19 protein-coding genes and 1 pseudogene are annotated in these 24137 nt (G+C 73.0%); 10 read left to right on the top strand and 10 right to left on the bottom strand.

Annotated elements, in window-relative coordinates; translation table 11 throughout:
• Window positions 1-95: 95 nt before the first annotated feature.
• From AB0927_RS27415 to AB0927_RS27390, 6 genes are all read right to left on the bottom strand, one after another.
• A complete protein-coding gene (locus tag AB0927_RS27415; RefSeq protein WP_366670390.1) occupies window positions 96-926 on the bottom strand; it encodes an SDR family NAD(P)-dependent oxidoreductase in 831 nt (276 codons plus the stop codon).
• A 91-nt stretch (window positions 927-1017) separates the two neighbouring features.
• Window positions 1018-1461 (bottom strand): VOC family protein, encoded by a 444-nt coding sequence (locus AB0927_RS27410; RefSeq protein ID WP_366670389.1) that lies wholly within the window; start codon window positions 1459-1461, stop codon window positions 1018-1020.
• A gap of 5 nt (window positions 1462-1466) precedes the next feature.
• The gene (locus tag AB0927_RS27405; RefSeq protein ID WP_285561549.1) at window positions 1467-1841 is read right to left on the bottom strand and encodes a nuclear transport factor 2 family protein; all 375 of its coding nucleotides are present in this window, start codon (window positions 1839-1841) and stop codon (window positions 1467-1469) included.
• A gap of 53 nt (window positions 1842-1894) precedes the next feature.
• Window positions 1895-2716, bottom strand: a complete 822-nt coding sequence (locus tag AB0927_RS27400) for an ester cyclase (RefSeq protein WP_366670388.1) — start codon at window positions 2714-2716, stop codon at window positions 1895-1897.
• On the bottom strand, window positions 2703-4289 hold the full coding sequence (locus tag AB0927_RS27395) for a GMC family oxidoreductase N-terminal domain-containing protein (protein ID WP_366670387.1): 1587 nt from the start codon (window positions 4287-4289) through the stop codon (window positions 2703-2705). The genes AB0927_RS27400 and AB0927_RS27395 overlap by 14 nt, the downstream gene beginning before the upstream one ends.
• 22 nt (window positions 4290-4311) lie before the next feature.
• On the bottom strand, window positions 4312-4734 hold the full coding sequence (locus tag AB0927_RS27390; RefSeq protein WP_366670386.1) for a nuclear transport factor 2 family protein: 423 nt from the start codon (window positions 4732-4734) through the stop codon (window positions 4312-4314).
• Window positions 4735-5043: 309 nt separating this feature from the next.
• Between AB0927_RS27390 and AB0927_RS27385 the strand changes: the two genes are divergently transcribed.
• From AB0927_RS27385 to manB, 7 genes and pseudogenes are all read left to right on the top strand, one after another.
• Window positions 5044-5883 (top strand): type 1 glutamine amidotransferase domain-containing protein, encoded by an 840-nt coding sequence (locus AB0927_RS27385; RefSeq protein ID WP_366670385.1) that lies wholly within the window; start codon window positions 5044-5046, stop codon window positions 5881-5883.
• A gap of 49 nt (window positions 5884-5932) precedes the next feature.
• A complete protein-coding gene (locus AB0927_RS27380) occupies window positions 5933-7612 on the top strand; it encodes a thiamine pyrophosphate-binding protein (protein WP_366670384.1) in 1680 nt (559 codons plus the stop codon).
• A 3-nt stretch (window positions 7613-7615) separates the two neighbouring features.
• Entirely contained in the window at window positions 7616-8248 is a 633-nt protein-coding gene (locus AB0927_RS27375) for a DJ-1/PfpI family protein (RefSeq protein WP_366670383.1), read from the top strand.
• Window positions 8245-10264: pseudogene (locus tag AB0927_RS27370) on the top strand (alpha-1,4-glucan--maltose-1-phosphate maltosyltransferase). Before AB0927_RS27375 ends, AB0927_RS27370 begins: the two are co-directional and overlap by 4 nt.
• Window positions 10261-11751 carry a hypothetical protein gene (locus AB0927_RS27365; protein WP_366670382.1) on the top strand — a complete coding sequence of 497 codons (1491 nt, stop codon included), beginning with the start codon at window positions 10261-10263 and terminating at the stop codon, window positions 11749-11751. Before AB0927_RS27370 ends, AB0927_RS27365 begins: the two are co-directional and overlap by 4 nt.
• A 146-nt stretch (window positions 11752-11897) precedes the next feature.
• Window positions 11898-14132, top strand: coding sequence for a 1,4-alpha-glucan branching protein GlgB (gene glgB / locus AB0927_RS27360; protein ID WP_366670381.1), 2235 nt, complete (start codon window positions 11898-11900; stop codon window positions 14130-14132).
• Entirely contained in the window at window positions 14122-15486 is a 1365-nt protein-coding gene (gene manB, locus AB0927_RS27355) for a phosphomannomutase/phosphoglucomutase (RefSeq protein ID WP_366670380.1), read from the top strand. Before glgB ends, manB begins: the two co-directional genes overlap by 11 nt.
• Here manB and AB0927_RS27350 read toward each other — a convergent pair.
• Window positions 15470-16819, bottom strand: coding sequence for a helix-turn-helix transcriptional regulator (locus AB0927_RS27350; protein ID WP_366670379.1), 1350 nt, complete (start codon window positions 16817-16819; stop codon window positions 15470-15472). The two genes, manB and AB0927_RS27350, sit on opposite strands and share 17 nt — an antisense overlap.
• A 242-nt stretch (window positions 16820-17061) precedes the next feature.
• Here AB0927_RS27350 and AB0927_RS27345 point away from each other — a divergent pair, with 242 nt between their 5' ends.
• Together AB0927_RS27345 and glgA are read left to right on the top strand one after the other, a co-directional pair.
• On the top strand, window positions 17062-17190 hold the full coding sequence (locus AB0927_RS27345) for a hypothetical protein (RefSeq protein ID WP_366670378.1): 129 nt from the start codon (window positions 17062-17064) through the stop codon (window positions 17188-17190).
• Between the two features lie 19 nt (window positions 17191-17209).
• A complete protein-coding gene (gene glgA / locus AB0927_RS27340) occupies window positions 17210-18394 on the top strand; it encodes a glycogen synthase (RefSeq protein WP_366670377.1) in 1185 nt (394 codons plus the stop codon).
• Between the two features lie 13 nt (window positions 18395-18407).
• On the opposite strand, the gene AB0927_RS27335 is transcribed toward glgA, so the two are convergent.
• From AB0927_RS27335 to AB0927_RS27325, 3 genes are read right to left on the bottom strand one after another with little or no spacing between them, the layout of a single operon-like run.
• Complete coding sequence (locus tag AB0927_RS27335; RefSeq protein ID WP_366670376.1) at window positions 18408-20486, bottom strand: ABC transporter ATP-binding protein; 2079 nt, start codon at window positions 20484-20486, stop codon at window positions 18408-18410.
• Window positions 20483-21322, bottom strand: coding sequence for an ABC transporter permease (locus AB0927_RS27330; protein ID WP_366670375.1), 840 nt, complete (start codon window positions 21320-21322; stop codon window positions 20483-20485). The genes AB0927_RS27335 and AB0927_RS27330 overlap by 4 nt, the downstream gene beginning before the upstream one ends.
• Window positions 21319-22299: an ABC transporter permease gene (locus AB0927_RS27325; RefSeq protein ID WP_366670374.1), complete on the bottom strand. Its 981-nt coding sequence runs from the start codon at window positions 22297-22299 to the stop codon at window positions 21319-21321. Before AB0927_RS27325 ends, AB0927_RS27330 begins: the two co-directional genes overlap by 4 nt.
• Window positions 22300-22480: 181 nt before the next feature.
• Between AB0927_RS27325 and AB0927_RS27320 the strand changes: the two genes are divergently transcribed.
• Window positions 22481-24136 carry an ABC transporter family substrate-binding protein gene (locus tag AB0927_RS27320; protein WP_366670373.1) on the top strand — a complete coding sequence of 552 codons (1656 nt, stop codon included), beginning with the start codon at window positions 22481-22483 and terminating at the stop codon, window positions 24134-24136.
• Window position 24137: the final 1 nt, after the last annotated feature.

The raw sequence follows: 24137 nt of genomic DNA, 5'->3' as shown, positions 1-24137 counted from the left end.
GCCCGGTCCGTCCCGGCGCCCTGCCCGGCCCGGGTACACCCACCGCGGCCCCACCCCTCGTCCTTCCGGGGTGGGGCCGCGGTGTGTCTACCGGGTCAGCCGAGCGAGGGGAAGACGACGCCGGTCAGCGACTCGCTGAGTTCCCGCAGCCGTGCCCGCGCCGCGGGGTCGTACGCCTGGGCGCCGGCCCGGGCGACGGTGCTCCGGTTGAAGTACTCGCCGCTGACCCCGTCGAGCGCCGGGTCCGTCACGAGACGGGCGGTGTGGCGCATGCCCTCCTCCAGGCTGCTCTGCGGGGTGAAGAGGTTCACCACGATCTTCGTCGGCATGTACGAGGCCGGGTGCAGGGCATTGACCGTGACCCCGGTGCCGGCGAGCTGCTCCGCCAGGTCCTTGGTGAGGCTGATCTGGGCGAGCTTGGCCTGGCAGTACGCCTGCCCGCCGTCCCAGTGGCGCTCCAGCATCACGTCGTCGAAGTCGATCGGGGCCTGCCCCGCCGAGGTCACGTTGACGATGCGGGCCGGGGCGGAGCGCACCAGCAGCGGGGCCAGCCGGCAGCTGAGGATGTACCCGGCGAGGTAGTCCACCTGGAAGGTGAGTTCGAGGCCGTCCTGGCTCTCCTGGCGGGCCAGCTCCACGCCGATGCCGGCGTTGTTGACGAGGACGTCGAGCCGGTCGTACGTGGCGAGGACCCGGTCGGCGAGCTTGCCGATGTCCTCCAGGGAGGAGAAGTCGGCCAGCTCGTAGCTGAACCGGTCGGCGCCGGTCTTCTCCCGCAGCTCCGCCAGCAGCTCCTGGCCCTTGCGGAGACTGCGGCCATGCAGGATCAACGTGGCGCCCTGCTCGGCGAGTTCATGGGCGAGGGCGCGGCCGAGCCCGTCGGTCGCGCCGGTGATGAGAATGGTCTGTTCGCTGACAGGGCTCATGTTTTTCCTCGTGTGCGATGGAACATGGCGGTGGGCACGGCCGGTCGAGGTCGGCCGGCCGTGCCCGGTGCGGTCGTAGGCGCTCACGCGCTCACGCGTAGGACCGCAGTTCTTCGGGGGTCTGATCGGTGTAGCCCTGGCTCACCTCGACCACGACGCCGTCCGGGTCGGCGACCCAGACCGTCTTCCAGCCGGGGATGAACTCGTCGAAGGCCAGGGGCCCGAGCAGTACCTCCAGCTCGTGGCCGGCCGCCGCCATGAACGCGTCCACGTCGTCGACCTGGAAGGCGAGATGGCGGGCGGCACCGGGGTGGTCGGGACCGTCCTTCGCGGTGACGAAGGCGGGCTCGGCCGTGGTGGGGAAGAGTTCGAGGTAGACCGGGCCGCTCTTGAGGAAGACGACCCGGCTCCCGTCGGCCTCGACCACGCGGGCGCGCTCGAAGCCGAACCAGCGTCGGTAGAACTCCTCCGTGACCCGCTGGTCACGGCAGTTGAGGCCGACATGCGACCAACGGGCCTGCACGGGTGCGGACATGGGCCTCACGCCCCGCCGGTGACGGGGGCGAAGGGGACCGTGTCGTGCACGTTCGTCATGTAGACGATCAGCCCGTCGGCGATCCGGAAGTAGTTGCACACGTCCGCCTCGACGGACTCGCCCTTAGGGGTGCGGGCGGAGATGTGCGAGACGACGGCGGCCTGGTCGCCCTCGATGACGGTGTGCACGGGGACGTTGGAGAAGGACGCGTACATCTGCGGGAACCCCTTCATCATGTCCCGCAGCGTCTCGCGGCCCTCCACATGCCCGGCGAGCTGCTCGTCCATCGTCTGGTCGACGGCGAACAGATCGCACCAGGGGTCCCAGTCACCGGAGTTGGCGAGCCGGTAGTAGGTGTCGACGATCTCTCGGGTGTTCATCGCGGCCTCCTGGGCGCACGGGGTCGGCGGATCACGGGGTCGGGGCGGCGGGGTCAGGGCAGCGGCACGTCGAGCTGGCGCATCAGGCCCGCGGTGTCGGCCTGCACCCAGCGCTCGACCACCTTGGCGTCCTCCAGGCGGTACACCTCCAGACTGGTCCAGGAGACCTCGCGGCCGTCGGGCTCCTGGCCGAAGAACGGGGCGATGTGCTTGCCGTGGAAGGTGATGTGCATGATCACCTTGTCCGGCGAGGCCGGGTACAGGGCGTCCAGGTGCACGGTGAAGTCGAGGGCGTCGTGCGCGGCCTTGATGATGACCTTCAGCTCGTCCAGGCTCGACACGTCCCACGCCGGGTTGTTGTCTCGGAAGGTCGGGCCGAACAGCTCGTCCAGGTCGTCGTAGCGGCGCTCGTTCACGGCGTCGCTGACCGCCTGCACGGTCGCCAGGTTCGCCGCGTCCGTGGAGACCTGGTCCCGCAGCCCGAGCAGGTCGTCCTGGGCCCAGCGCTCCACGAACCGGCCGTCCTCGACGCGCCAGATCTCGGTGGTGGTCCACTCCAGGGCGCGCCCGGTCGCCGGGAAGCCGAAGACGGTGTCGCGGTGCGTCCCCGTCAGCCGCACCCGCGTGACGACCTTGTCGTCCGCGCCGCCGACGGGGATGGCCTCCTCCAGCTCGCCCTTGAGGGCGAACGTCGCATGCGCGTCGCGCAGCGCGGCGAGGTAGTCCTCCCGGCCCTTGATCTCGAAGCCGGGGTGGTGGTCGGTGAAGTCCGCGCCGATGACCTGGGTGACGGTGTCGTAGTCGGCGGCGTTGAAGGCGTCGAGGAAGCGCCGGTACAGCGCGACGCTCGCGGAGCTGCTGTCAGACGTGGGCATGGTGGGTCCCCTCGGTCCGTCGGTGGTGTGAGTCCCTGATCAGCTCGGCCGCGCGCTCGCCGATCATCACGCTGGGGGCGTTGGTGTTGCCCGCGACGATCGTCGGCATCACGGAGGCGTCGGCCACGCGGAGCCCGGCGACGCCGTGCACGCGCAGTTCGTGGTCGGTGACCGCGTCCGCTCCCGTGCCCATGCGGCAGGTGCCGGCCGGGTGCCACAGGGTGGTCGCGCGCGCGGCGACGTAGGCGCGCAGCTCCCGGGCGTCGTGGACGCTCGCGCCGGGCCCGAGTTCCTCGCCGCGCAGCCGGTCGAAGGCAGTGGTGTGCGCCAACTCCCGGGCCAGCAGCACCCCGTGGACCAGGACGTCCATGTCGGCCGCCGCGGTGAGATAACCCGCCTGGACGACCGCGGGGGCCGTCGGGTCGGTGGAGCGCAGCCGCACCCGGCCGCGGCTCTCGGGCAGCAGCGCGATCGGCGCGAACGTGAAGCCGGGCCCCGCCTGCTGCCCGGCGGGGGCGTCCGGGGCGAGGAACTTGACCGGCCCGAACGTGAACTGGAGATCGGGTGCCCGGCCCTCGGAGTCGCCCCGGGTGTGCGTGAACAGACCGGACTCGGAGAGCATCGCCCCCTCGGGATGCTCCTCGCGGGACTGGTAGCACACCGGCACGAACAGATGGTCCTGGAGGTTGCCGCCGACACCGGGCAGGTGCTGGACGACGGCGATGCCGTGCGCGCGCAGGTGCGCGGCCGGGCCGATGCCGGAGAGCATGAGCAGCTTCGGCGTCTCGAAGGCGCCCGCGCTGACCACCACCTCCGCGTCCGCCCACGCCCGCTGCCGCTGACCGCCCTGGACGTACTCGACGCCGGTGACCCGGGTCCCGTCGAGCAGCAGCCGGGTGGCGTGCGCCCCGGTGGCCACGGTCAGGTTCGGCCGGTCGAGCGCCGGGCGCAGATAGGCGGTCGCCGTCGAGGCGCGGGTGCCGTCGTCGGCGCGGGTGGTCTGGTACAGGAAGCCGTAGCCGTCCTGGCGCTCGCCGTTGTAGTCGTCGCCGGGCGCGTCGAAGCCGAGGTGCCGGGTGGCCGCGACGAACGCCTGCGCGACGGGCGTCGGATCGGTGTGGTCGCGCACCCGCACCGGGCCGCCCTTGCCGCGCAGCGCGTCGCCGCCGCGGTCGTAGTCCTCGGCGCGGCGGAACGCGGGCAGCACCTCCTCGTAGGACCAGCCGGGGTTGCCCGCCGCCGCCCAGCCGTCGTAGTCGTGACGGCTGCCGCGCACCCACATCAGGGCGTTGACGGAACTGCAGCCGCCCGCCACCTTGCCGCGGGCCACCGGGATGCGCCGGCCGTCGAGCGCGGCCTCCGGCTCGGTCGCGTACCCCCAGTCGATCGTGGGACTCCACTCGCTGGTCAGCAGGGCGAGGAGGGAGGCCGCGTCGGTGCGGTGGATCTCGGGCCGCTCGTCCCAGCCCCCCGCCTCCAGGAGCAGCACACTGATGTCCGGGTCCTCGCTGAGCCGGCTCGCCACGGCACAGCCCGCGCTGCCGGCGCCGACGACGACGTAGTCGTACGACATGGGAACCTCCCGCATCGGTCGCTCAGGCCGGGTTCAGGTCGCCGACGCGGTAGGTGCGGATCCGCAGCGACCCGTCGGCGGGATCCCGCACCAACTGCCAGGTCTGGTCGATGCGCAGGGCCGAGACGTTGCCGTCGGGCAGGTTCTTGGCGGTCCACACCACGGTCACCTCGATGTCGACGTGACCCTCGTGCTCGTCGGTGCGCAGCTTCTCCACGATGTGGCTCTGCGGCCCGAAGCTCTCGCCCACCGCCGCGTACCACTCGCGGAAGTCCGCGTGGCCGCGCAGGGTGCGCTCGGGGAAGACCATTTCCAGGCCGTCGTCGATCACGAACGGCAGCAGGTCCTCGACCGGCTCGTGGCTGCTCAGGATGTCGTACCAGTGCTGGACGAACGCGGCGGCCTCCTGGCCGGGCCGCGTCCGCGGGCTCTGTGCGGTCGTCATGCCAAGTCCTCCTCGCTGAAGGAGTGTCCGGTGTCGTGACCGGTGTCGTGTCCGGTGTCCCCCGGACGGGTCCCGGACGATTGCGCCACGGCCGCCCACGCCCCGGCCCGCCCCGGGGCGCCCGGCGGTCGCATTGCGTGAGGTCGGGCGGCGTGCTTGCCGACGTCGATCGGCGAAATGCCGTAGTACAGACGGGCACTTGGGGATATGGCACCACCGGCGGGGCCACCGCTGTGCGGCCCGGCGTGCGGAACGTAGACATGAGTTCGACCGGTCCCGTTCGACCCGCGTCGCACGAGAGGACAACCCATGAGTAAGCGCATCCTCGTCGTCCTGTCCGAATACGGTTACTGGGGCGAGGAGTTGATCGGCCCCCTGGAGACCTTCGACAAGGCCGGCTACCAGGTCACCTTCGCCACGCCCACCGGCAAGCGCCCGGTCGCCCTGCCGCCGAGCATGGACCCCGACTACGTCGACCCGCCGCTCGGCCGCTCCGTCACCACGCCCGAGATGGCCGACAAGGTCCGGGCGATCGACAACTCCCCGCGCCTGGACGGCCCGCTCGACCTGTCGTCCTGGCTGCCCGACCGGCCCTACCGCTCCAAGCCGTACTTCCTGCGCGACTGGGAGGCCTACAACACCCGCCTGGAGCAGATCCGCGAGCAGATCGCCGACCGCTACGACGCCCTGCTCATCGTCGGCGGCTCCGGGCCCATCGTGGACCTCGCCAACAACTGGCGGGTGCACGACCTGATCCTCGCCTTCCACGCCCTGGACCTGCCGATCGCCGCCGAGTGCTACGGCGTCGCGCCGCTGGCCTTCGCCCGCGACCAGGAGGACCGCGTCTCGATCATCCGGGGCAAGCACGTCACCGGCCACTGCATCGAGTACGACTACAAGGACGGCACCGGCTTCATGGGCACCGACTTCGTGATCGGCCCGCCGCCCTACCCGCTGGAGTACATCCTGCGCGACGCGACCGCGCCCGGCGGCGCCTTCCACGGCAACTTCGGCAAGGAGACGTCCGTCATCGTCGACTACCCCTTCATCACGGGCCGTTCGACCCCCGACTCCTACCTGACGGGCCAGAAGCTCGTCGAGGTCCTGGAGGAGGGCCTGCGCCAGTGGGGCTTCAAGGTTACCGACTGACCCTCGCCGGCCCACCCGTCACGTAAGCCTTCGCAGAAAGGTGCACGTCATGGTCAGCAGGCCCGCGCGGGTCGCGATCCTCGAACAACTGCGCGCCGACGGGGTGCGTCACATGTTCGGCAACCCCGGCACGGTCGAGCAGGGTTTCCTCGACGAATTGCGCAACTTCCCGGACATCGAGTACATCCTCGCGCTCCAGGAGGCCAGTGTCGTCGGCCTCGCCGACGGCTACGCGCGGGCCACCCGCACCCCGGCCGTGATGCAGTTGCACACCGGCGTCGGCGTCGGCAACGCGGTCGGCATGCTCTACCAGGCGAAGCGCGGCCACGCCCCGCTGGTGGCCATCGCCGGCGAGGCGGGCCTGCGCTACGACGCCATGGACGCCCAGATGGCCGTGGACCTGGTCGCCATGGCCGAGCCCGTCACCAAGTGGGCGACCCGGGTGGTGGACCCCGGCTCGACGCTGCGGGTGCTGCGCCGGGCCTTCAAGGTGGCCGCGACCCCGCCGTACGGCCCGGTCCTCGTGGTGCTGCCCGCCGATGTCATGGACCAGGACACCACCGAGCCCGCCGTGCCCACCTCGTACGTCGGCTTCGCGGCCACGCCCGACGCCGAGGTGCTCGACCGGGCGGCCGCGCTGCTGGCGGGCGCCGAGCGGCCGATCGTGATCGCGGGCGACGGGGTGCACTTCGCCGGCGCCCAGGAGGAGCTGGGGCGGCTCGCCTCGGCCTGGGGCGCCGAGGTGTGGGGGGCGGACTGGGCGGAGGTCAACCTGTCCGTCGAACACCCCGCCTACGCCGGCCAGTTGGGCCACATGTTCGGGGAAAGCAGCCGGCGGGTCACCGGCGCCGCGGACGCCGTCCTGATCGTCGGCACCTACGCCCTCCCGGAGGTCTACCCGGCCCTCGACGGCGTCTTCGCCCCCGGCGCCCCCGTGGTCCACATCGACCTGGACACCGACGCCATCGCCAAGAACTTCCCCGTGGACCTGGGCATCGCCGCCGACCCGCGGCGCGCGCTGGACGGCCTCGCCCGCGCGCTGGAGCGGCGGATGAGCCCGCGCAGCCGGGCGCGGGCGGCCGAGTGGACCGAGGAGCGCTCGGCGCGGCGCGCCGGCGAACGCGCCGCGGCCGCGCGGCCGGACGGGTCCGCGCTCGACGCGGACGCCCTGCCCACCACGGCCTTCCTCCAGGAACTCGCGCGGCAACTCCCGGACGACGCCGTGGTGTTCGACGAGGCGCTCACCGCGTCCCCGGACCTCACCCGCCATCTGCCGCCGACCCGCCCCGGCCACTGGCACCAGACCCGCGGCGGCTCCCTCGGCGTCGGCATCCCGGGCGCGATCGCCGCGCGACTCGCCCATCCCGAGCGCACGGTGGTCGGCTTCACGGGCGACGGCGGGTCCATGTACACCATCCAGGCACTGTGGACGGCGGCCCGCTACGGCATCGGCGCCAAGTTCGTCATCTGCAACAACAGCAGCTACCGGCTCCTCGAACTCAACATCGAGGAGTACTGGAGGAGCGTGGGCGTCGCCGCGCACGAGCAGCCGCGGATCTTCGATCTGTCCACGCCGGCCATCGACTTCGTGACGCTCGCGCGCTCCCTGGGGGTCCCGGGCGTCCGCGTCGAGAAACCCGAGCAGGCCGAGGCGGCCGTCGAGCAGGCGCTCGGCACCCCGGGCCCCTTCCTGATCGACCTGGTCACCGGGCGAGGAAGAGAGGAGTGAGCCGTGCGACTGACGGGGCACAAGATCGCGATACTGCTGGAGAGCGACTTCTACGAACCCGAGATCCTCTACTACCAGCACCGCTTCCCCGAGGAAGGCGCCGAGGTGCACTTCCTGTCCCGGATGTGGGGCCAGGAGGAGATCACCTTCCAGGGGCACGAGCACCGGATGCCGTTCGTGGTGCGCGAGTCCTTCGAGGACATCGACGAGTTCGCGCTCAAGGAGTTCTCCGCGGTGATCGTCCCCTCCGGGATGGTCTCCGACCGGCTGCGCTACACCGAGGACCCGGCCGAACTCCCGCCCGCCGCGCACTTCCTGAGGCGGGCCTTCCAGGACCCGGCCATCGTCAAGGGCATCATCTGCCACGGCATGTGGCTGACCGCGCCGGTGCCGCACCTGGTGCGCGGGCGCCGTGCCGTCGTCCACAACAACCTGCTCGGCGACCTGCGCAACATGGGCGGTCTGTACGTCGACGAGGACGTGGTCGTGGACGAGGACCTGGTCACCGCGCGCACCGGCGCGCACTGCCATCTCTTCGCCCGGACGATCATCGACCTGATCGCCCTCCGGGACCGGGAGCGGGCGGCACGGGCGCGCGGCGTCACCCGCGCCGCGGCCCTGGGCGGCGCGCGATGACCGCCGTCATGGACCCCGGCGCCCGCGTGCCCGTCGGCGACCGCATACCGATCCGCGACGTGCGCCCCCAGGTGCGGGGCGGCGCCGTGCCGGTGAAGGCCGTCACCGGCGAGACCCTCACCATCGGCGCCACGGTGTTCCGCGAGGGCCCGGGACGCATCGGCGCCAACGTCGTGCTGCGGGATCCGCGGGGGCGGCCCGGAACCTGGACCCCGATGACCCTGGTCGACCCCGACAGCGACCGGTGGGAGGCCACCGTCGTGGCCGGCGAGCCCGGCAGATGGACGTACAGCGTGGAGGCGTGGGCCGATCCCGTCGCCACCTGGCGTCACGACGCCGAGCTGAAGATCCCGGCCGGGGTCGACGTCGAGCTGACGCTCGCCGAGGGCGCGCTGCTGTACGAGCGGGCCGCCTTCGGGATCCCGGACACCGCCCGCCGGGAGGCGGTGCACGCGGTGGCGCGCGCCCTGCGCGATGCGGCGAGCCCCGTCTCCTGGCGGCTCGCCGCGGCCGCCGCCCCCGAGGCGGTCGCCGCCCTGGAACGGCACCCGCTGCGCGAACTGGTCACCTCCTCCTGGCCATTGCCCCTCCTCGTGGAGGGCCGCCGGGCCCTGGTCGGCGCCTGGTACGAGATGTTCCCGCGCTCGGAGGGCGCCCGGCTGACCGAGGGCGCGCCGCCGGTCAGCGGCACCTTCGCGACGGCGGCCGAGCGGCTGCCCGCGATCGCCGCGATGGGCTTCGACGTGGTGTACCTGCCGCCGATCCACCCCATCGGGGTCACCCACCGCAAGGGGCGGGACAACGCGCTCGTCGCCGGCGAGCACGACGTGGGCTCGCCGTGGGCGATCGGCTCGGCCGAGGGCGGCCACGACGCCGTCCACCCGGACCTGGGCACCCTGGAGGACTTCCGCCGGTTCGTCGCCGCGGCGGGCGAGTCGGGCCTGGCGGTGGCGCTGGACTTCGCCCTCCAGTGCTCGCCCGACCACCCGTGGCTGACCGAGCACCCCGAGTGGTTCACCCAGCGCGCCGACGGCTCCGTCGCCCCCGCCGAGAACCCGCCCAAGAAGTACGAGGACATCCATCCCCTCGCCTTCGACCGCGACTTCGAGGGACTCGTCGCCGAGAGCGTGCGGCTGCTGCGGTTCTGGATGGAGCAGGGGGTGCGGATCTTCCGCGTCGACAACCCGCACACCAAGCCCGTCGGCTTCTGGCAGCAGGTGATCGCGCAGATCAACGACCGCGACCCCGACGTGGTGTTCCTCGCCGAGGCGTTCACCCGGCGCGCCATGGTGCACGCCCTGGCGCAGGCCGGCTTCCAGCAGTCGTACACGTACTTCACCTGGAAAGAACGAGAAGGAGGAACTGACCGAGTACGCGAGCGAACTCGCCCACGAGAGCGCGGACTTCCTGCGGCCCAACCTCTTCGTGAACACCCCGGACATCCTGCACGCCTACCTCCAGGACGGCGACCGCCCCGCCTTCGAGACGCGCGCCGTGCTCGCCGCCACGCTCGCCCCGGCCTGGGGCGTGTACGCGGGGTACGAACTGTGCGAGAACGAGGCCCTGGAGCCGGGCACCGAGGACTACCGGAACTCCGAGAAGTACGAGCTGCGCCCGCGCGACTGGGCCGCCGCCGAGGCCGCGGGCCGCTCCATCGCCCCGCTGATCAGCCGTCTCAACGAGCTGCGCCGCGCCCACCCGGCCCTCCAGGAGCTGCGCAACCTCCGCTTCCACGGCGTGCCGCACCCCCAGGTCATCGCCTACTCGAAGCAGGTGCGGCTGCCCGACGGCTCGGTGGACACCGTCCTCGCCGTCGTCAACCTCGATCCGCACCACCCGGCCGAGGGCACCGTCACCTTCGACCTGGCCGCGCTCGGCCTGCCCGACGACGGCTCGCTGAAGATGCGCGACGAACTCACCGGCGAGATCCACGCCTGGCGTTCGCAGACGTACTTCCGCCTGGAACCGGGCCGTGCCCCGGCCCACCTCCTGGTCCCCCTGGGGGAGGGCACATGACGACCGTGGCGACACAGGCCGGGCCGCGGCAACTCCTCGCGCCACTGCTGCCGTTGCTCGAACCCTGGCTGCGCACCCGCCGCTGGTACGCGGCCGGGTCGGGCGCCGCCGGGTCGGGCGCCGCCGGGTCGGGCGCCGCCGGGTCGGGCGCGGCCGGGTCGGGCGCGGCCGGGGCGGCGGGGGCCGAGGTGCTCACCCCGGTCGTGGCCGACGTCGTACGGCACGAGGCGCCCGTCCTGCTGCACGCCGTGCTGCGCACCGGAACCGGCCGGCTGTACCAGGTCCTGCTCGGCCTGCGCCCCGAACTGCCCGGCCGGCTCGCGGGCGCGGCCATCGGACAGGTGAGGGAGGGGGACTGGCGCGGCTGGACGCTGTACGAGGCCACGGAGGACGCCGTGCTCATGGGCGTGCTCCTGCATCACCTCGTGCGCGGCGCGCGCGGCGGGCTGCGCCTGGAGCGCACCACCGCGACGCCGCTGCCGGTGAGCCTCGTCGCCCGGCCGCTGACCGCCGACCAGAGCAACAGCGCCGTCGGGTACGGCGACCGGCTGCTGCTCAAGATCTACCGGCGGCCCGAACCGGGCCCGAACCTGGAGGTCGAGACGCTGCGCGCGCTCACCGGGGCGCGCTGCTCCCGCACCCCCCGGCTGCACGGCACCCTGCTCAGCGGTGACGGCACCCTGGTCCTCGGGCTCATGGAGGACCTCCTGCCGGCCGAGGGCGACGGCTGGCAGGCCGCCGTGCGCCAGGTCGCCGACTGCGTGGACGGCGCGTGTACGACGGTCCCGGCGACCGGCGGCTTCACCGCGCACGCCCGCGCCCTGGGCACGGCCATCGCCGAGGTGCACACCGCGCTGGCCGGCGCCTTCGCGCCCGTGCGGCTCACCCCGGACGGCATCGCGCTGGAGGCCGCCCGGATGACCGAGCGTCTCGCCCTGGCGGCGCGCGAGGTGCCGGCGCTGGCCCGGCACCGGGTCGGGATCACCCGGCTCTACGACGACTACGCCCGGGCCGGCGCGCGCGGTTGTCCGGTGCTCGCCCAGCGGGTCCACGGCGATCTGCACCTGGGCCAGGCGCTGCCCACGCCGGCCGGCTGGCGGCTGATCGACTTCGAGGGCGAACCGGCCCGGCCGGCCGCCGAACGCGCCGCCGCCCAGCCGGTGCTGAAGGACGTGGCCGGCATGCTCCGCTCCTTCGACTACGCCGCCCAGGCGGGCCTGCGGGCGCTGCGGGAACGCGCCCCCGACGACGCGCCGGGCGTCCGGCTGCGCCGTGCACGCCGCGCGCACGCGTGGGCGGTGCGCAACCGCCGCGCCTTCATCGCCGGTTACGCGGACACCGGGGGCACGGACCCGCACTGCCATCCCCTGCCGCTGCGGGCCTTCGAGGCGGACAAGGCGGTCTACGAGGCCGTCTACGAGTCCCGGCACCGCCCGGACTGGCTGCCCATCCCGCTGGCGGCGGTCCACCGCCTCGCCCGTACCTGACGGCCGGCCCGGCGTACCGCACCCGGCGGGAACCGAGCCGGCCCCCACCACGACCCGCACCCGCACACGACCCGCACTCGCCCACGACGGACCGTCTCCCCCGGCGAAGGGCGTGCACCCAGCCCGAGAGGACCGCAACGTTGCCCGTGATCACTCCCCCCACGGACGTCGACCTGGACCGCCTCCTCGCCGGCGCCCACCACGACCCGCACAGCTTCCTCGGCGCCCACCCCACCGGCGACGGGCACACCGTCGTGCGCGCCCTGAAGCCCCTGGCCCGCTCCGTCGTGGCGGTCCGCCCCACGGGCGAGCGGACCGAACTGGCCCATGTGCGCGACGGGTTGTTCACCGGCACGCTCCCCGGTGCCGGCGCGGACCACCACCTCCTGGTCACGTACGAGGACGGCGTCGAGCAACTGCACCAGGACGGTTACCGCTTCCCGCCCACCCTCGGCGGCATCGACCTGCACCTGATCTCCGAGGGCCGCCACGAACTCCTGTGGCGCGTCCTCGGCTCCCATGTGCGCACCCTCGACGGTGTCACCGGCACCTCCTTCGCGGTCTGGGCGCCCAACGCCCAGGGCGTGCGCGTCATGGGCGACTTCAACGGCTGGCACGGCACCGCCCATCCCATGCGCTCGCTCGGCTCCAGCGGCGTGTGGGAACTGTTCGTGCCCGGCGTCGGCGCGGGCACCCGCTACAAGTACGAGATCCACACCCGCGACGGCCGCCTGCTGCACAAGGCCGACCCGCTGGCCCGCGCCACCGAGACCCCGCCCGCCACCGCCTCCGTCGTGCACACCTCGGCCTACGCCTGGCGCGACGCCGACTGGATGGCGAGCCGCGGCGGCGCGGACTGCCACGCCCGCCCCCTGTCGGTGTACGAGGTGCATCTGCCGTCCTGGCGGCCCGGCCTCGGCTACCGCCGACTCGCCGCCGAGCTGCCCGAGTACGTCGCCGGACTCGGCTTCACGCACGTCGAGTTCATGCCCGTCATGGAGCACCCCTACGGCGCCTCCTGGGGCTACCAGGTCACCGGCTTCTTCGCGCCGACCGCCCGCCTGGGCGACCCCGACGACCTGCGGTACCTGATCGACTCGCTGCACGCGGCGGGCATCGGCGTCATCCTGGACTGGGTCCCCGCGCACTTCCCGAAGGACGAGTTCGCGCTGGCCCGCTTCGACGGCGAGCCGCTGTACGAACCGTCCGACCCGCGCCGCGCGCACCACCCGGACTGGGGCACCCTGGAGTTCGACCACGGGCGCCGCGAGGTGCGCAACTTCCTCGTCGCCAGCGCGGTCTACTGGTGCACGGAGTTCCACGTGGACGCGCTGCGGGTGGACGCCGTCGCCTCCATGCTCTACCTCGACTACTCGCGCCCGAACGGCGACTGGAGCCCCAACGAGCACGGCGGGCACCAGAACCTGGACGCGGTCGCCTTCCTCCAGGAGCTGACCGACACCGTCCGGCGCGCCGCGCCCGGCGCCCTGACCATGGCCGAGGAGTCCACGGCCTGGCCGGGCGTGACCCGGCCCACCTACGAGACCGGCGACGACGGCTTCGGCGGCCTCGGCTTCGACCTCAAGTGGAACCTGGGCTGGATGCACGACACGCTCGGCTACCTCGCCCGCGACCCGGTGCACCGCGCCTGGCACCACGACGAGATCACCTTCGCCATGGTCTACGCGTACAGCGAGCACTACCTGCTGCCGCTGTCCCACGACGAGGTCGTGCACGGCAAGGGCGCCCTGGTGACGAAGCTGCCGGGCGACTGGTGGCAGCGGCGCGCCACCCTGCGGGCGCTGTACGCCTTCATGTGGGCCCATCCCGGCAAGCAACTCCTCTTCATGGGCCAGGAGTTCGGCCAGGGGGAGGAGTTCGACCACGACGCCGGGCCGCAGTGGTGGGTGTTGGAGGAGGACTGGCCGGGACACGCGGACCACCGCGGCATCCGCGCCCTGGTCGGCGACCTCAACGCCCGCTACCGCGCCACCCCGGCCCTGTGGGAGCTGGACGCGGACCCGGCCGGTTTCTCCTGGATCGACGCCTCGCACGCCGAGGCGAACGTCCTGTCCTTCGTCCGCCGGGACAGCGAAGGACGTCCGCTGGTCGTGGTCGCCAACTTCTCGCCGGTCGTGCGCACCGGCTATCGCGTCGGTCTGCCGGACGCCCCCGCCTGGCGGGAGGTGGTGAACACCGACGCCGTCGGGTACGGCGGCGGCGGGGTGCGCAACGACCGGGTGATCCGGGCCGAGCGGACCTGCTGGCACGGGCGCGCGTACAGCGCCGCCCTCACCCTGCCCCCGCTCGCGGTGGTGTGGCTGGAGCCCGCCGACGGCCCCGCCCCCGACCCTGAGGAGGACGACCTCGATGAGCACTGAACCCGAGGGCGACCTGTACGACCGGCTCGTGACCCCGTACGACATCCGGGGCCGCTACCGCGTCGAACTCGATCTCGGCCTCGCCTACCGGGCCGGCGCCGCGTTCACCGAGCTGACCGGGGCGGGCGCGATCGCCGTCGCGCACGACGCGCGCACGTCCTCGCCCCCGCTCGCGGACGCCTTCGGCCAGGGCGTCCTCGACCAGGGCGCCGACGTCGTCGACGCGGGCCTGGGCTCCACCGACTACCTGCACTACGTCTCGGGCCGCCTGGACGTCCCCGGCGCCATGATCACGGCGGGCCGCGCCCCCGCCCCGTACAACGGGATCCGGCTGTGCCGCGCGGGCGCGGTGGACGTGGACGAGGGCACCGGCATGGAGCTGCTGCGCCGCCGGCTGCGGGGGCCGCGCCCGCCGCTGGCCGACCGCCCGGGCTCGGTCCTGCCCGCCCGCCTCCTCGCCGACTACGCCGAGCACCTGCGCGCCCTGGCCGACCTCTCCGACATCCGTCCCCTGAAGGTCGTCGTGGACGCGGGCAACGGGATGGCGGGGCTGACGGCGCCGCTGGTCCTCGGCCATCCGTCGATCGAACTGGTGCCGCTCCACTTCGAGTTGGACGGCACCTTCCCGTACCGCGGGCCGGACCTGGCCGACGTGAGCGGGCTGCGGGAGGCGGTGCGGGAGTCGGGGGCCGACGTGGGCCTCGCCTTCGACGGCGACGGCGACCGGCTGCGCGCGGTGGACGAGCGCGGCGCGGAGGTGCCGCCAGCCGCGGTGATCGCGCTGGTGGCCGGGCGGGAGCTGGCCCGCCGTCCGGGCGCCGCCGTGGTCCACGACCTGGTCACCGCCACCTCGGCGATCGACGCGATCAAGGAGGCGGGCGGCATTCCCGTGCGCTCCCGCGTCGGCCCGGCCGCCATCAAGGCGCTGATGGCCGAGCAGGACGCGGCGTTCGGCGGCGCGCACTGCGGCCACTACTACTTCCGCGACTTCTGGTACGCCGACACGGGCATGCTGGCCGCGCTGCACCTGCTGGCCGAACTCGGCGACTCGGGGCAGGAGTTGTCGGAGCTGGCCGCCCGGCACGACCGGTACGCCGGTTCCGGCACCATCGACGTCCCGGTGCCCGACCCGCCGGCCGCCCTGCAGCGCGTGGTACGGCACTTCGCCGCGGCCGGCACGGCGCTCGACCACCTCGACGGAGTGACCGGCGAGCTGGCAGACGGCTCCTGGTTCAACGTGCGTGCCCCGGGGACCGGCCCCGTCGTCCGGGTGAACGTGGAGGCGGGGACGGTCGCGGCGATGGGGCGGCTGCGGGACCGGGTGCTGGACGTGGTGCTCAGCGACGGTTGCTGAGGGCGGCCTCCGGGACGCGGGTGCGGGCCAGACCGGCGGCGGTGAGCGCCATGTCGTAGGCCTTGAGGGCCTCGTCGTGGCTCTTGAAGCGGCGCCACAGGTCGCCGATGTGGCGCCAGGCGTGCGCGGAGTCCTGTGACGGCGAAAGCTGCCGCAACTGCCGGGCTGCCGAGTGGAGATGCTGTTCGGCCGCCTCCGGGGCGTTGCGCAGGAGGCAGATCTCGGCGAGGTAGGCCCGGGCCCGCGCCGACAGCACCATGGCGTCGGTGCCGAGCAGCCCCAGAGCCCGCTCGGCGTGGGCGGCGGCAGCATCCCAATGGCCCAGCTGCTTCTCGGCGTTGGCCAGGTTCAGCTCGCACCGGGACAGCTCGCTGGCGGTGCCGACCTCGGCCAGCGCCTCCTGTGCGGACTCCAGCAGCTCCAAGGCGCGTTCGGGCGCCGGCGGGTCCAGCTGGAGGAGCAGCGAGCCGTAGTTCATCCTGAGCATGGCCGCGTGGCGGGTGTTGTCGCCCTCGGCCATCATCGCCAGGGCCCGCTCGGTCAGCGCGATCGCCTCGCTGAGCCGCCCCTGGGAGGCGGCGACGAGCCCCGCGTTCCAGTAGACGGCGCCCCGCGCCCCGTGCGAGCCCTGGGTCTCGGCCGCGGGCAGCAGCCGTTCCCCGAGGAGCTGGGCGCGGGTCAGGTCGCCCCGCATGTGGTAGGAACCCATGAGGGTGACGCCGAGCTGGATGTGGTCCATCGTGGTCTCCAGACCGAGCCCGTCGAGGCGCCCCACCGCGCGCTCGCCTATGTCGATGCTCAGCGCGATGTCCCCCGCGTTGCGGTAACAGCGGCACAGGGCGACCGCGACGCGGCACCACTCGTCGGAGCCGACGGCGATCGCGGGATCGCGGTGCAGGGCGTCGAGGACGGAGATGGCGGCTTCGAGGCGGCCCGTCTTCTCCAGCGCGGTGGCCTGGCCGATGAGGGCGCGCCGGATCATCGGCTCGTCGAGTGCCGCGCGGTTCGCGAGGAGTTCGCCGAAGGACTGGAGGGCCTCGCCGTTGTCCCCGTTGCGCAGCGCCATCTCGGCGAAGGCCAGCTTCAGCCGGTTCTCCTCGGCGCGGTGGTCGTCGATACCGGTCAACAGGTAGTCGGGGGAGGTGTCGAGCTTCTCCGCGAGGGAGGAGAGCACCGGGGTGGACGGCATCCGCTTGCCCGACTCGATCAGGGAGATGTAGCTCGTCGAGACGTCCGCCGAGGCCAGGTCCTGCTGCTTGAGCCCGCGCCGTATCCGAAGGGTCCTTACGCGGCCCCCAAGGCCCTCTGCCGGTTCCGCCTTGGTGTGCTCCATGGGGACTCCTTCCGGAGCTCATGACTGGTCATGTGACAACTCAAAGTTACCAGCGTGACTCTTCGAATCCCAGAGGGGTGGCCGAAGTGTCCCTTATTTGGCGCGAGTCGGTAGATACCCGTACCGGACGTCAGGCTTTGCCGTGTAGCCACTTGACTGTAAAAGTGACTAGCGCTTGACTCATGCTGTCAACTCACATGAGTGCGTGACGATTGGGGGGCTACGACATGCGGAGGAGCCTGATGGCGTTCCTTCTGGTCCTGTGCGTGGGAGCGACCGCGGTGGTCGGTTGGTACATCGAGTCGGCCGACCCCGGCCGCGCGGTGCCGGTCAGCAAGCAGGAGGGTGACAGCCTTGGCGCCTGCTGCTGACCACGGTGCCTCTCCCCGCGTGGACCTGCTCACCCGCGAATACCCGCCCGAGGTCTACGGCGGCGCGGGAGTCCACGTAGCCGAGCTGTCCCGCAGCCTGCGGCGGCTCACGGACGTACGAGTGCGCTGCCTGGGGGAGCCCAGGCAGGAGGAGAACGTCACCGCCTACCCCGTGGACACGGAACTCGCCGCCGCGGACGCGGCGTTGGGGTTCCTCGGCGCGGACCTGGCGATGGCCCGCGACTGCGCGGGCGCGGCGGTCGTGCACAGCCACACCTGGTACGCCAACATGGCCGGCCACCTCGCCCGCACCCTGCACGGGGCGGCCCATGTGATGACGATGCACAGCCTGGAACCGCTGCGGCCGTGGAAGGCCGAGCAACTGGGCGGCGGCTACACGCTGTCGAGCTGGATGGAACGCGCGGCCGTCGGCGCGGCGGACCGGATCGTCGCCGTGTCCGCCGCGATGCGCGAGGACATCCTGCGCGTCTACCCGCAGGTCGCGCCGGAGCGGGTGCACGTGATCCACAACGGGATCGACCCGGACGTCTACCGGCCCGATCCCCGGACCGACGCGCTGCACCGTCACGGCATCGACCCGCGGCGGCCGTACGCGCTCTTCGTCGGCCGGGTCACCCGCCAGAAAGGCCTGCCGCACCTGCTGCGCGCGGCGTTCGGCCTGCCGCCCGGGACACAGCTCGTGCTGTGCTGCGGGCAGCCGGACACCCCGCAGATCGCCGCCGAGGTGGCGGCGCTCGTCGAGGAACTGCGCACCGCCCGCGACGGGGTGTTCCGCATCGACGCGATGCTCGATCTCACATCACTGCGTCAACTCCTCACCCACGCCACCGTGTTCGTGTGTCCCTCGGTGTACGAGCCGATGGGCATCGTGAACCTGGAGGCGATGGCGTGCGGCACCGCGGTGGTGGCGTCGGCCGTCGGGGGCATCCCCGAGGTCGTCGCCGACGGCACCACCGGCACCCTGGTCGGCTTCGAGGCGGTGCCCGACGCCACGGGCGAGCCGGCCGACCCGGAGAAGTTCTCCGAGCAACTCGGTCAGGCCATCTCCGAGTTGATCGAGGACCCGGCCCGTGCCGAGCGATGGGGCGCGGCCGGACGGGAGCGGGCCGTGACGCACTTCTCGTGGGACCGGGCGGCCGAGCGCACCATGGAGGTCTACGCGCGGGCCATGGCCGCGCGCTGACCACCCGGGTGGATCATTGTGCCGGGGGATGCCCCTTCGAGGCCGGGCGGCCACGAAGGGGCATCTGCTCGTCCGGGTACGGGAAATGGCAGGCCGCGCCGTCCACCGCGGGCGCGGGCAGGTCGCGCTCGCACAACAGCCGGTGCTCCGGCGGAAGTTCGCGGTAGACCGGGCAGCGTCCACGGAACGCGCAGCCGGTGGACGTGACGACCTCCTCGAAGGAGACGCTCGGCCCCGCGGGCCGGGGACGCCCCAGGGCCGGCACGGCGGACAGCAGCACCCGGGTGTACGGGTGCCGCGGCCGGCCGAACACCGCGTCCACGCTGCCGGATTCCACGGTGCGCCCGCCGTGCATCACCACCACCCGGTCCGCGAGCTGCCGCACCACCGCGAGGTCGTGCGAGACCAGCAGACAGGCCGGGCTCTGCGGCGCGGACATCAGCCGGCGCAGCAGGGCGATGATCTGGGCCTGCACCGAGACGTCGAGCGCCGAGACCGGCTCGTCGAGCAGGAGCAGTTCGGGGCGGACCGCGAGGGCGCGGGCCAGGGCGACGCGCTGGCGCTGGCCGCCGGAGAGCTGGTGCGGGCGCCGTCCGGCGGTCCCCTGGTCCAGCTCCACCTCGTCCAGCAGCTCACGGACGCGGGCGGCCGTACGGTCACGCGGTGCGCGCTGGGCCTCCAGCGGCTCGGCGATGATGCGCGCGATCGTCATGCGCGGATCCAGCGTCGCCGAGGAGTCCTGGAGCACTATCTGGACGCGGCCGCGCAGCCGGCGCGCCTCGGACCGGCCCAGGCACGCGGTGTCCCGCCCCAGGACCTCGATCCGGCCCGACTCCGGTGCGCCGAGCGCGATGATCCGGTCCAGCGTGGTCGACTTGCCCGCGCCCGACTCGCCGACCAGCGCGACGGTCTCGCTGCGCCGGACCCGGAGGTCGGCGTGGTGGACGGCGCGGTGGCCCCGGTAGGAGGCCCGCAGGGCGGTGACGCGCAGGGCCGTCCGCGCGGGGAGCGGCCGGGAAACCGGCGGCATCGAGACGGGGTAGAGGTCCGCCGCCGTGCGGGTGGCCGTGACCTCGGGGTGCAGACAGGCCACCAGATGCCCGCTGACGGCCACCACCGGGAGCGAGCCGGACGCCGGCGCGATCCCCCGCGCCCCGTCGGCCGCCGGCCCGGCGTCGGCCGGCGTCAGCCCGGGCACGTCGCTCACGCACTCGGAGCGCGCCAGCGGGCAGCGCGGCGCGAACGCGCAGCCCTCCGCCGGTTCCCCCGGCGCCGGCGGCGCTCCCGGCATCTGGGACAGGGCGTGGGACTCCTCCAGACGGGGCGCCGCGGCGAGCAGACCCATGGTGTACGGCATCCGGGGATTGCGGAACAGCTCGCCGGCCGGGGCCGTCTCCACGATGCGGCCGGCGTACATCACCGCCACCCGGTCCGCGGCGCCCGCGACCACCCCGAGGTCGTGGCTGACCAGCAGCAGCGCCGCCCCGGTCGCCGCCCGCGCGTCCTCCAGGGCGGCGAGGATCTCCGCCTGCGTGGTGGCATCGAGGCAACTGGTGGGCTCGTCGGCGACGATGACGTCCGGCCGGCCCGCGACCGCCATCGCGATCATGGCACGCTGGCGCAGGCCCCCGGAGAGTTCGTGCGGATAGGCGCCCGACACCCGCTCCGGCTCGGGCACCCGCAACTCGGTGAGCAGCTCGACGGCCCGCTGCCGCGCCGTGCGGCGGCTGGGCCGCGGCCGTTCGTGGATGCGCAGCACCTCGCCGATCTGGTCGCCGATCCGGTGCACCGGGGTGAACGCGGCCAGCGGGTCCTGGAAGACCATGGCGATCCGGCGCCCGCGCAGCCGCGCGAGGTCGCGCGCGGGCAGGCCGACCAGCTCCGTGCCGAGCAGCCGCACCGAGCCGCGCACGGTCGCCCGGCTGGGCAGCAGACCGAGCGCGGCGAGCGCGGTGAGGGTCTTGCCGGCGCCCGACTCGCCGACGAGACCGAGCACCTCGCCGCGGCGCAGGACCAGGTCGACGCCGCGCACCGTGGCGGGCTCCGGCCCGAACTCCACGTGCAGGTCGCGCAGTTCGAGGACCGTGCTCATGCGGGGACCTCCGCCCGGACGGCCGTCGGGTCGAGCGCGCGGCGCAGCGCCTCACCGACCAGGTTCACCGCGAGGACGAAGCAGAGGAGCATGCCGGTGGGGAAGAAGAACATCCACGGGTAGGTGAGCGCCACCTCCGTGCTGTCCGCGATCAGGGTGCCCAGGGACACGTCGGGCGGCTGGACGCCGAAGCCGAAGTAGGACAGGCCCGCCTCGCTGATCACCGCACCGGCCGTGGCGATCGTCGCGTGTGTGATCAGGAAGGAGGACATGTGGGGCAGGATGTGGCGGCGGACGATGCGCAGCGGGCGCACGCCCATGTGCCGGGCCGCCGCCACATAGGGGCGCTCGCGCAAGGAGAGCGCCGTCGCGCGCACCGCCCGCGCGGTGAGCATCCAGCCGAGCGCGGCGAACGCGCCCGCGTACGCCACCCAGCCCGCCTCGCGCAGCGCGGGCGCCACCATGACGAGCACGAGGAAACCGGGCACCACGAGGAACAGGTCCACCACGAAGGTCAGGGCCCGGTCGGTCCAGCCGCCGAAGTACCCGGCGCAGATGCCGACCAGGGCGGCGAACGCCGTGCCGGCCAGCGCCACGAACAGGCCGATCAGGAGCGACTTGCGCAGCCCCCGCGCGGTCTGCGCGAACACGTCCTGACCGATCCGGTTGGTGCCGAACCAGTGCCCCGCGCCCGGCGGCACGCCGAGTGCCCGGTAGTCGATGTCGGTGGGCGTGCACGGGGAGACGTACGGGCCGAGCGCCGCGTACAGGAGCAGCAGCGTGATCAGGACGAGGCCCACCAGCGCGCCCGGCGGGCGCGGCAGCACGCGTCTCACCGGCGTACCCGCGGGTCGAGCACCAGCAGCAGCCCGTCGGCGAGCAGCCCCGCGAGCAGCACCGTGACGGCCGAGAACAGACAGACCGCGACCACCGAGTTGACGTCGCCCTCCTGCGCCGCCTGAAGGAACCAGCTGCCCATGCCGGGCCAGCCGAAGATCTGCTCCGCGAAGACCGAACCGGTGAACAGGGCCAGGAAGCCGAAGGAGAAGAACGTCGTCATCGGGACGAGGGAGACCCGCAGGCCGTGGCGGAGCAGCGCCCGGCCGGGCGTGAGGCCCTTCGCTTGCGCCGTGCGCAGATGGTCGGCGGCGAGCAGGTCGAGCGTCGCGGCGCGCTGGTAGCGGCTGTAGGAGGCGATCGCGCCGAGCGCCACCGTGGCGGCCGGCAGCACCAGGTGCGAGGACCTGTCGGCCAGCCGGGACGACCAGGGGCCCCGCTGGTCCGGGGTGGACTCGCCCGTGTAGCGGATGAGCGTGTGGCCCACACAGTGGTTGAAGGAGAGCGCGCCGTCCTTGAGGAGCAGCGCGAGCACGAACGTGGGGACGGACAGGACGAGGAAGGAGAAGACCGTCATCGCGTGGTCCGGCAGGCGGCCCTGGCGCACCGCAGCCCACACCCCCGCCAGCACCCCGAGGCCGGTCCCCACCACGGTCCCGACCAGGAGGAGGCGCACCGAGACACCGATGCGCCGGCCGAGTTCCGCGTTGACCGAGCCGCCGTCGATGGTGCGTCCGAGGTCGCCGTGCAGCGCCCGCCACGACCAGTGCCCGAACCGGTCGAGGAGCGGGGTGCGGTCGTCGAGGCCGACCGCGGCCAGCTCGTGGTCGACCGCGGAGGCGGGCGGCCTGGGGGTGCGGTCCTCGAAATGGGCGCGCGGACACAGGGCCACCGAGGCGACCACGTACGACACGAGGACCGACACCAGGAGGAGCGCGATACTGCGGGTGATGCGCGGCAGCGCACGGCCGGCCATGGCTCTCCTCGGTGGGTGGGGGCGGCACGCGGAGTTCATGAGCGAGATACATGCCAATGGTAGATTCAACCTGGTTAAGTCGTAAGTCAGTTCGCATTTTCGGTGATCTCTCTCAACTACCCGTCGGGGGAAAACTGTGAGCCGATTACGTGGCGTCGGAGCCGTTCTCGGACTGTTGCTCATGACAGTGCTCGTGGGATGCAGCGGCTCCGGCGGCCCCCCGGACGCGCAGCGCACCACCGCGGCGGAGAAGTACGGCTCCCAGGGCATGGGCGCGGAGCCCGTCGGTCAGCTCCGCGACGGGGGCACCCTCACCCTCGGCATCTCCGCCTGGCCCACCCAGCTCAACGCCCACCAGGTCGACGGCGCCACCGACGAGGTCTCACAGCTCGTGCAACTGGTGGAGCCCGTCCTCTTCCTGCGCGACGCCAGGGGAGTACCGCATCCCGACCCCGACTACCTCCTGTCGGCGAAGGTCACCCGCGCCGCGCCGCAGACCGTGGTCTACCGGCTCAATCCCAAGGCCCACTGGTCCGACGGACGGCCCGTCGGCGCAGCGGACTTCGCCGCCCAGTGGCGGGCCATCGGCCGCGGTGACGACCGCTACCGCGTCGCCAACCCGACCGGCTACGACCAGATCGTCTCGGTGACCGAGGGACCCGGCCCGCACGAGGTGAAGGTCGTCTTCCGCACCCCTTACACCGACTGGCAGCGGCTGTTCACGCCGCTGTACCCGGCGTCCGCGTTCGCCACCCCCGCGCAGTTCAACAAGGGGTGGATCGGCCGGGTCCCGGTCAGCGCGGGGCCGTTCAAGGTCGAATCGCTCGACAGCACCACCGAGACCGCCACCGTCGTCCGCGACCCCGGCTGGTGGGGCGCCCGGCCCCGGCTCGACCGGGTGGTGCTGCGCACCCTGCTGCCCAACGCCGCCCTCCAGGCCTACCGCAACGGGGAGATCGACGCCGTCAGCGCCGGCACCACCGAGGACTACGCACAGCTGAAGGGCGCCGAGAACAGCACCATGCGGTGCGGCTCCGCCTGGGACGAGGTGCACATCGCGCTCAACGGCGCGGCCGGGCCGCTGGCGGACATCGACGTCAGACACGCCGTCCAGAAGGCCGTCGACCGGCAGGCGCTGGCGGACGTCGCGGCCAAGGGACTGCCCGTCGGGGTGCCCCTGCTCGGCAACCACATCTTCATGGCCAACCAGCCCGGCTACGTCGACCATTCCGCCTCCTGGGGCACGTACGACCTCGCCGAGGCGCGCCGCCTCCTGGACCAGGCGGGGTGGCGGCAGCCGGCGGACGGCGGGCCGCGTACCAAGGACGGCAGGACGCTGCGGCTCAGGTTCGTCATCAGCGCGGCCACCAACCGCCTCGGCCTCGACCTCTCCCAGCTCGTCCAGTCGATGCTCGGCCGGGCCGGCATCAAGGTCGACATCGCGAAGGTGCCCGCCAACGACTACGTCGCGAAGTACCTGCACCAGGGCGACTTCGACCTGGCCATCTTCCGCTTCGTCGACTTCACCTACCCCAGCGAGATCACGTCGATCTACGAACGGCCGCACGGCGACCAGTCGTTCCTCAACTACGGCCGGGTCGGCGACGCGACCGTCGACGAGCTGCTGCGCCAGGCGGCCGGCACCCTCGACACGAAGCGCGCCACCGCGCTCTACAACCAGGCGGACACCGAGATCTGGCGCCTCGGCCACGACATCGAGCTGTACCAGCGCCCGCAGTTGATGGCGGTCCGCGAAGGGCTCGCCAACTACGGGATCCCGGGGCTCGGCGACATCGACTGGACGAAGGTCGGCTGGACGAGGACGCCACCGAAGTAGC

The organism is Streptomyces sp. NPDC048106 (genome assembly GCF_040706415.1).
Taxonomy (GTDB): Bacteria; Actinomycetota; Actinomycetes; order Streptomycetales; family Streptomycetaceae; genus Streptomyces.
The sequence above is the reverse complement of the archived record's forward strand: the minus strand, read 5'-3'. Positions and strand labels throughout refer to the sequence as shown.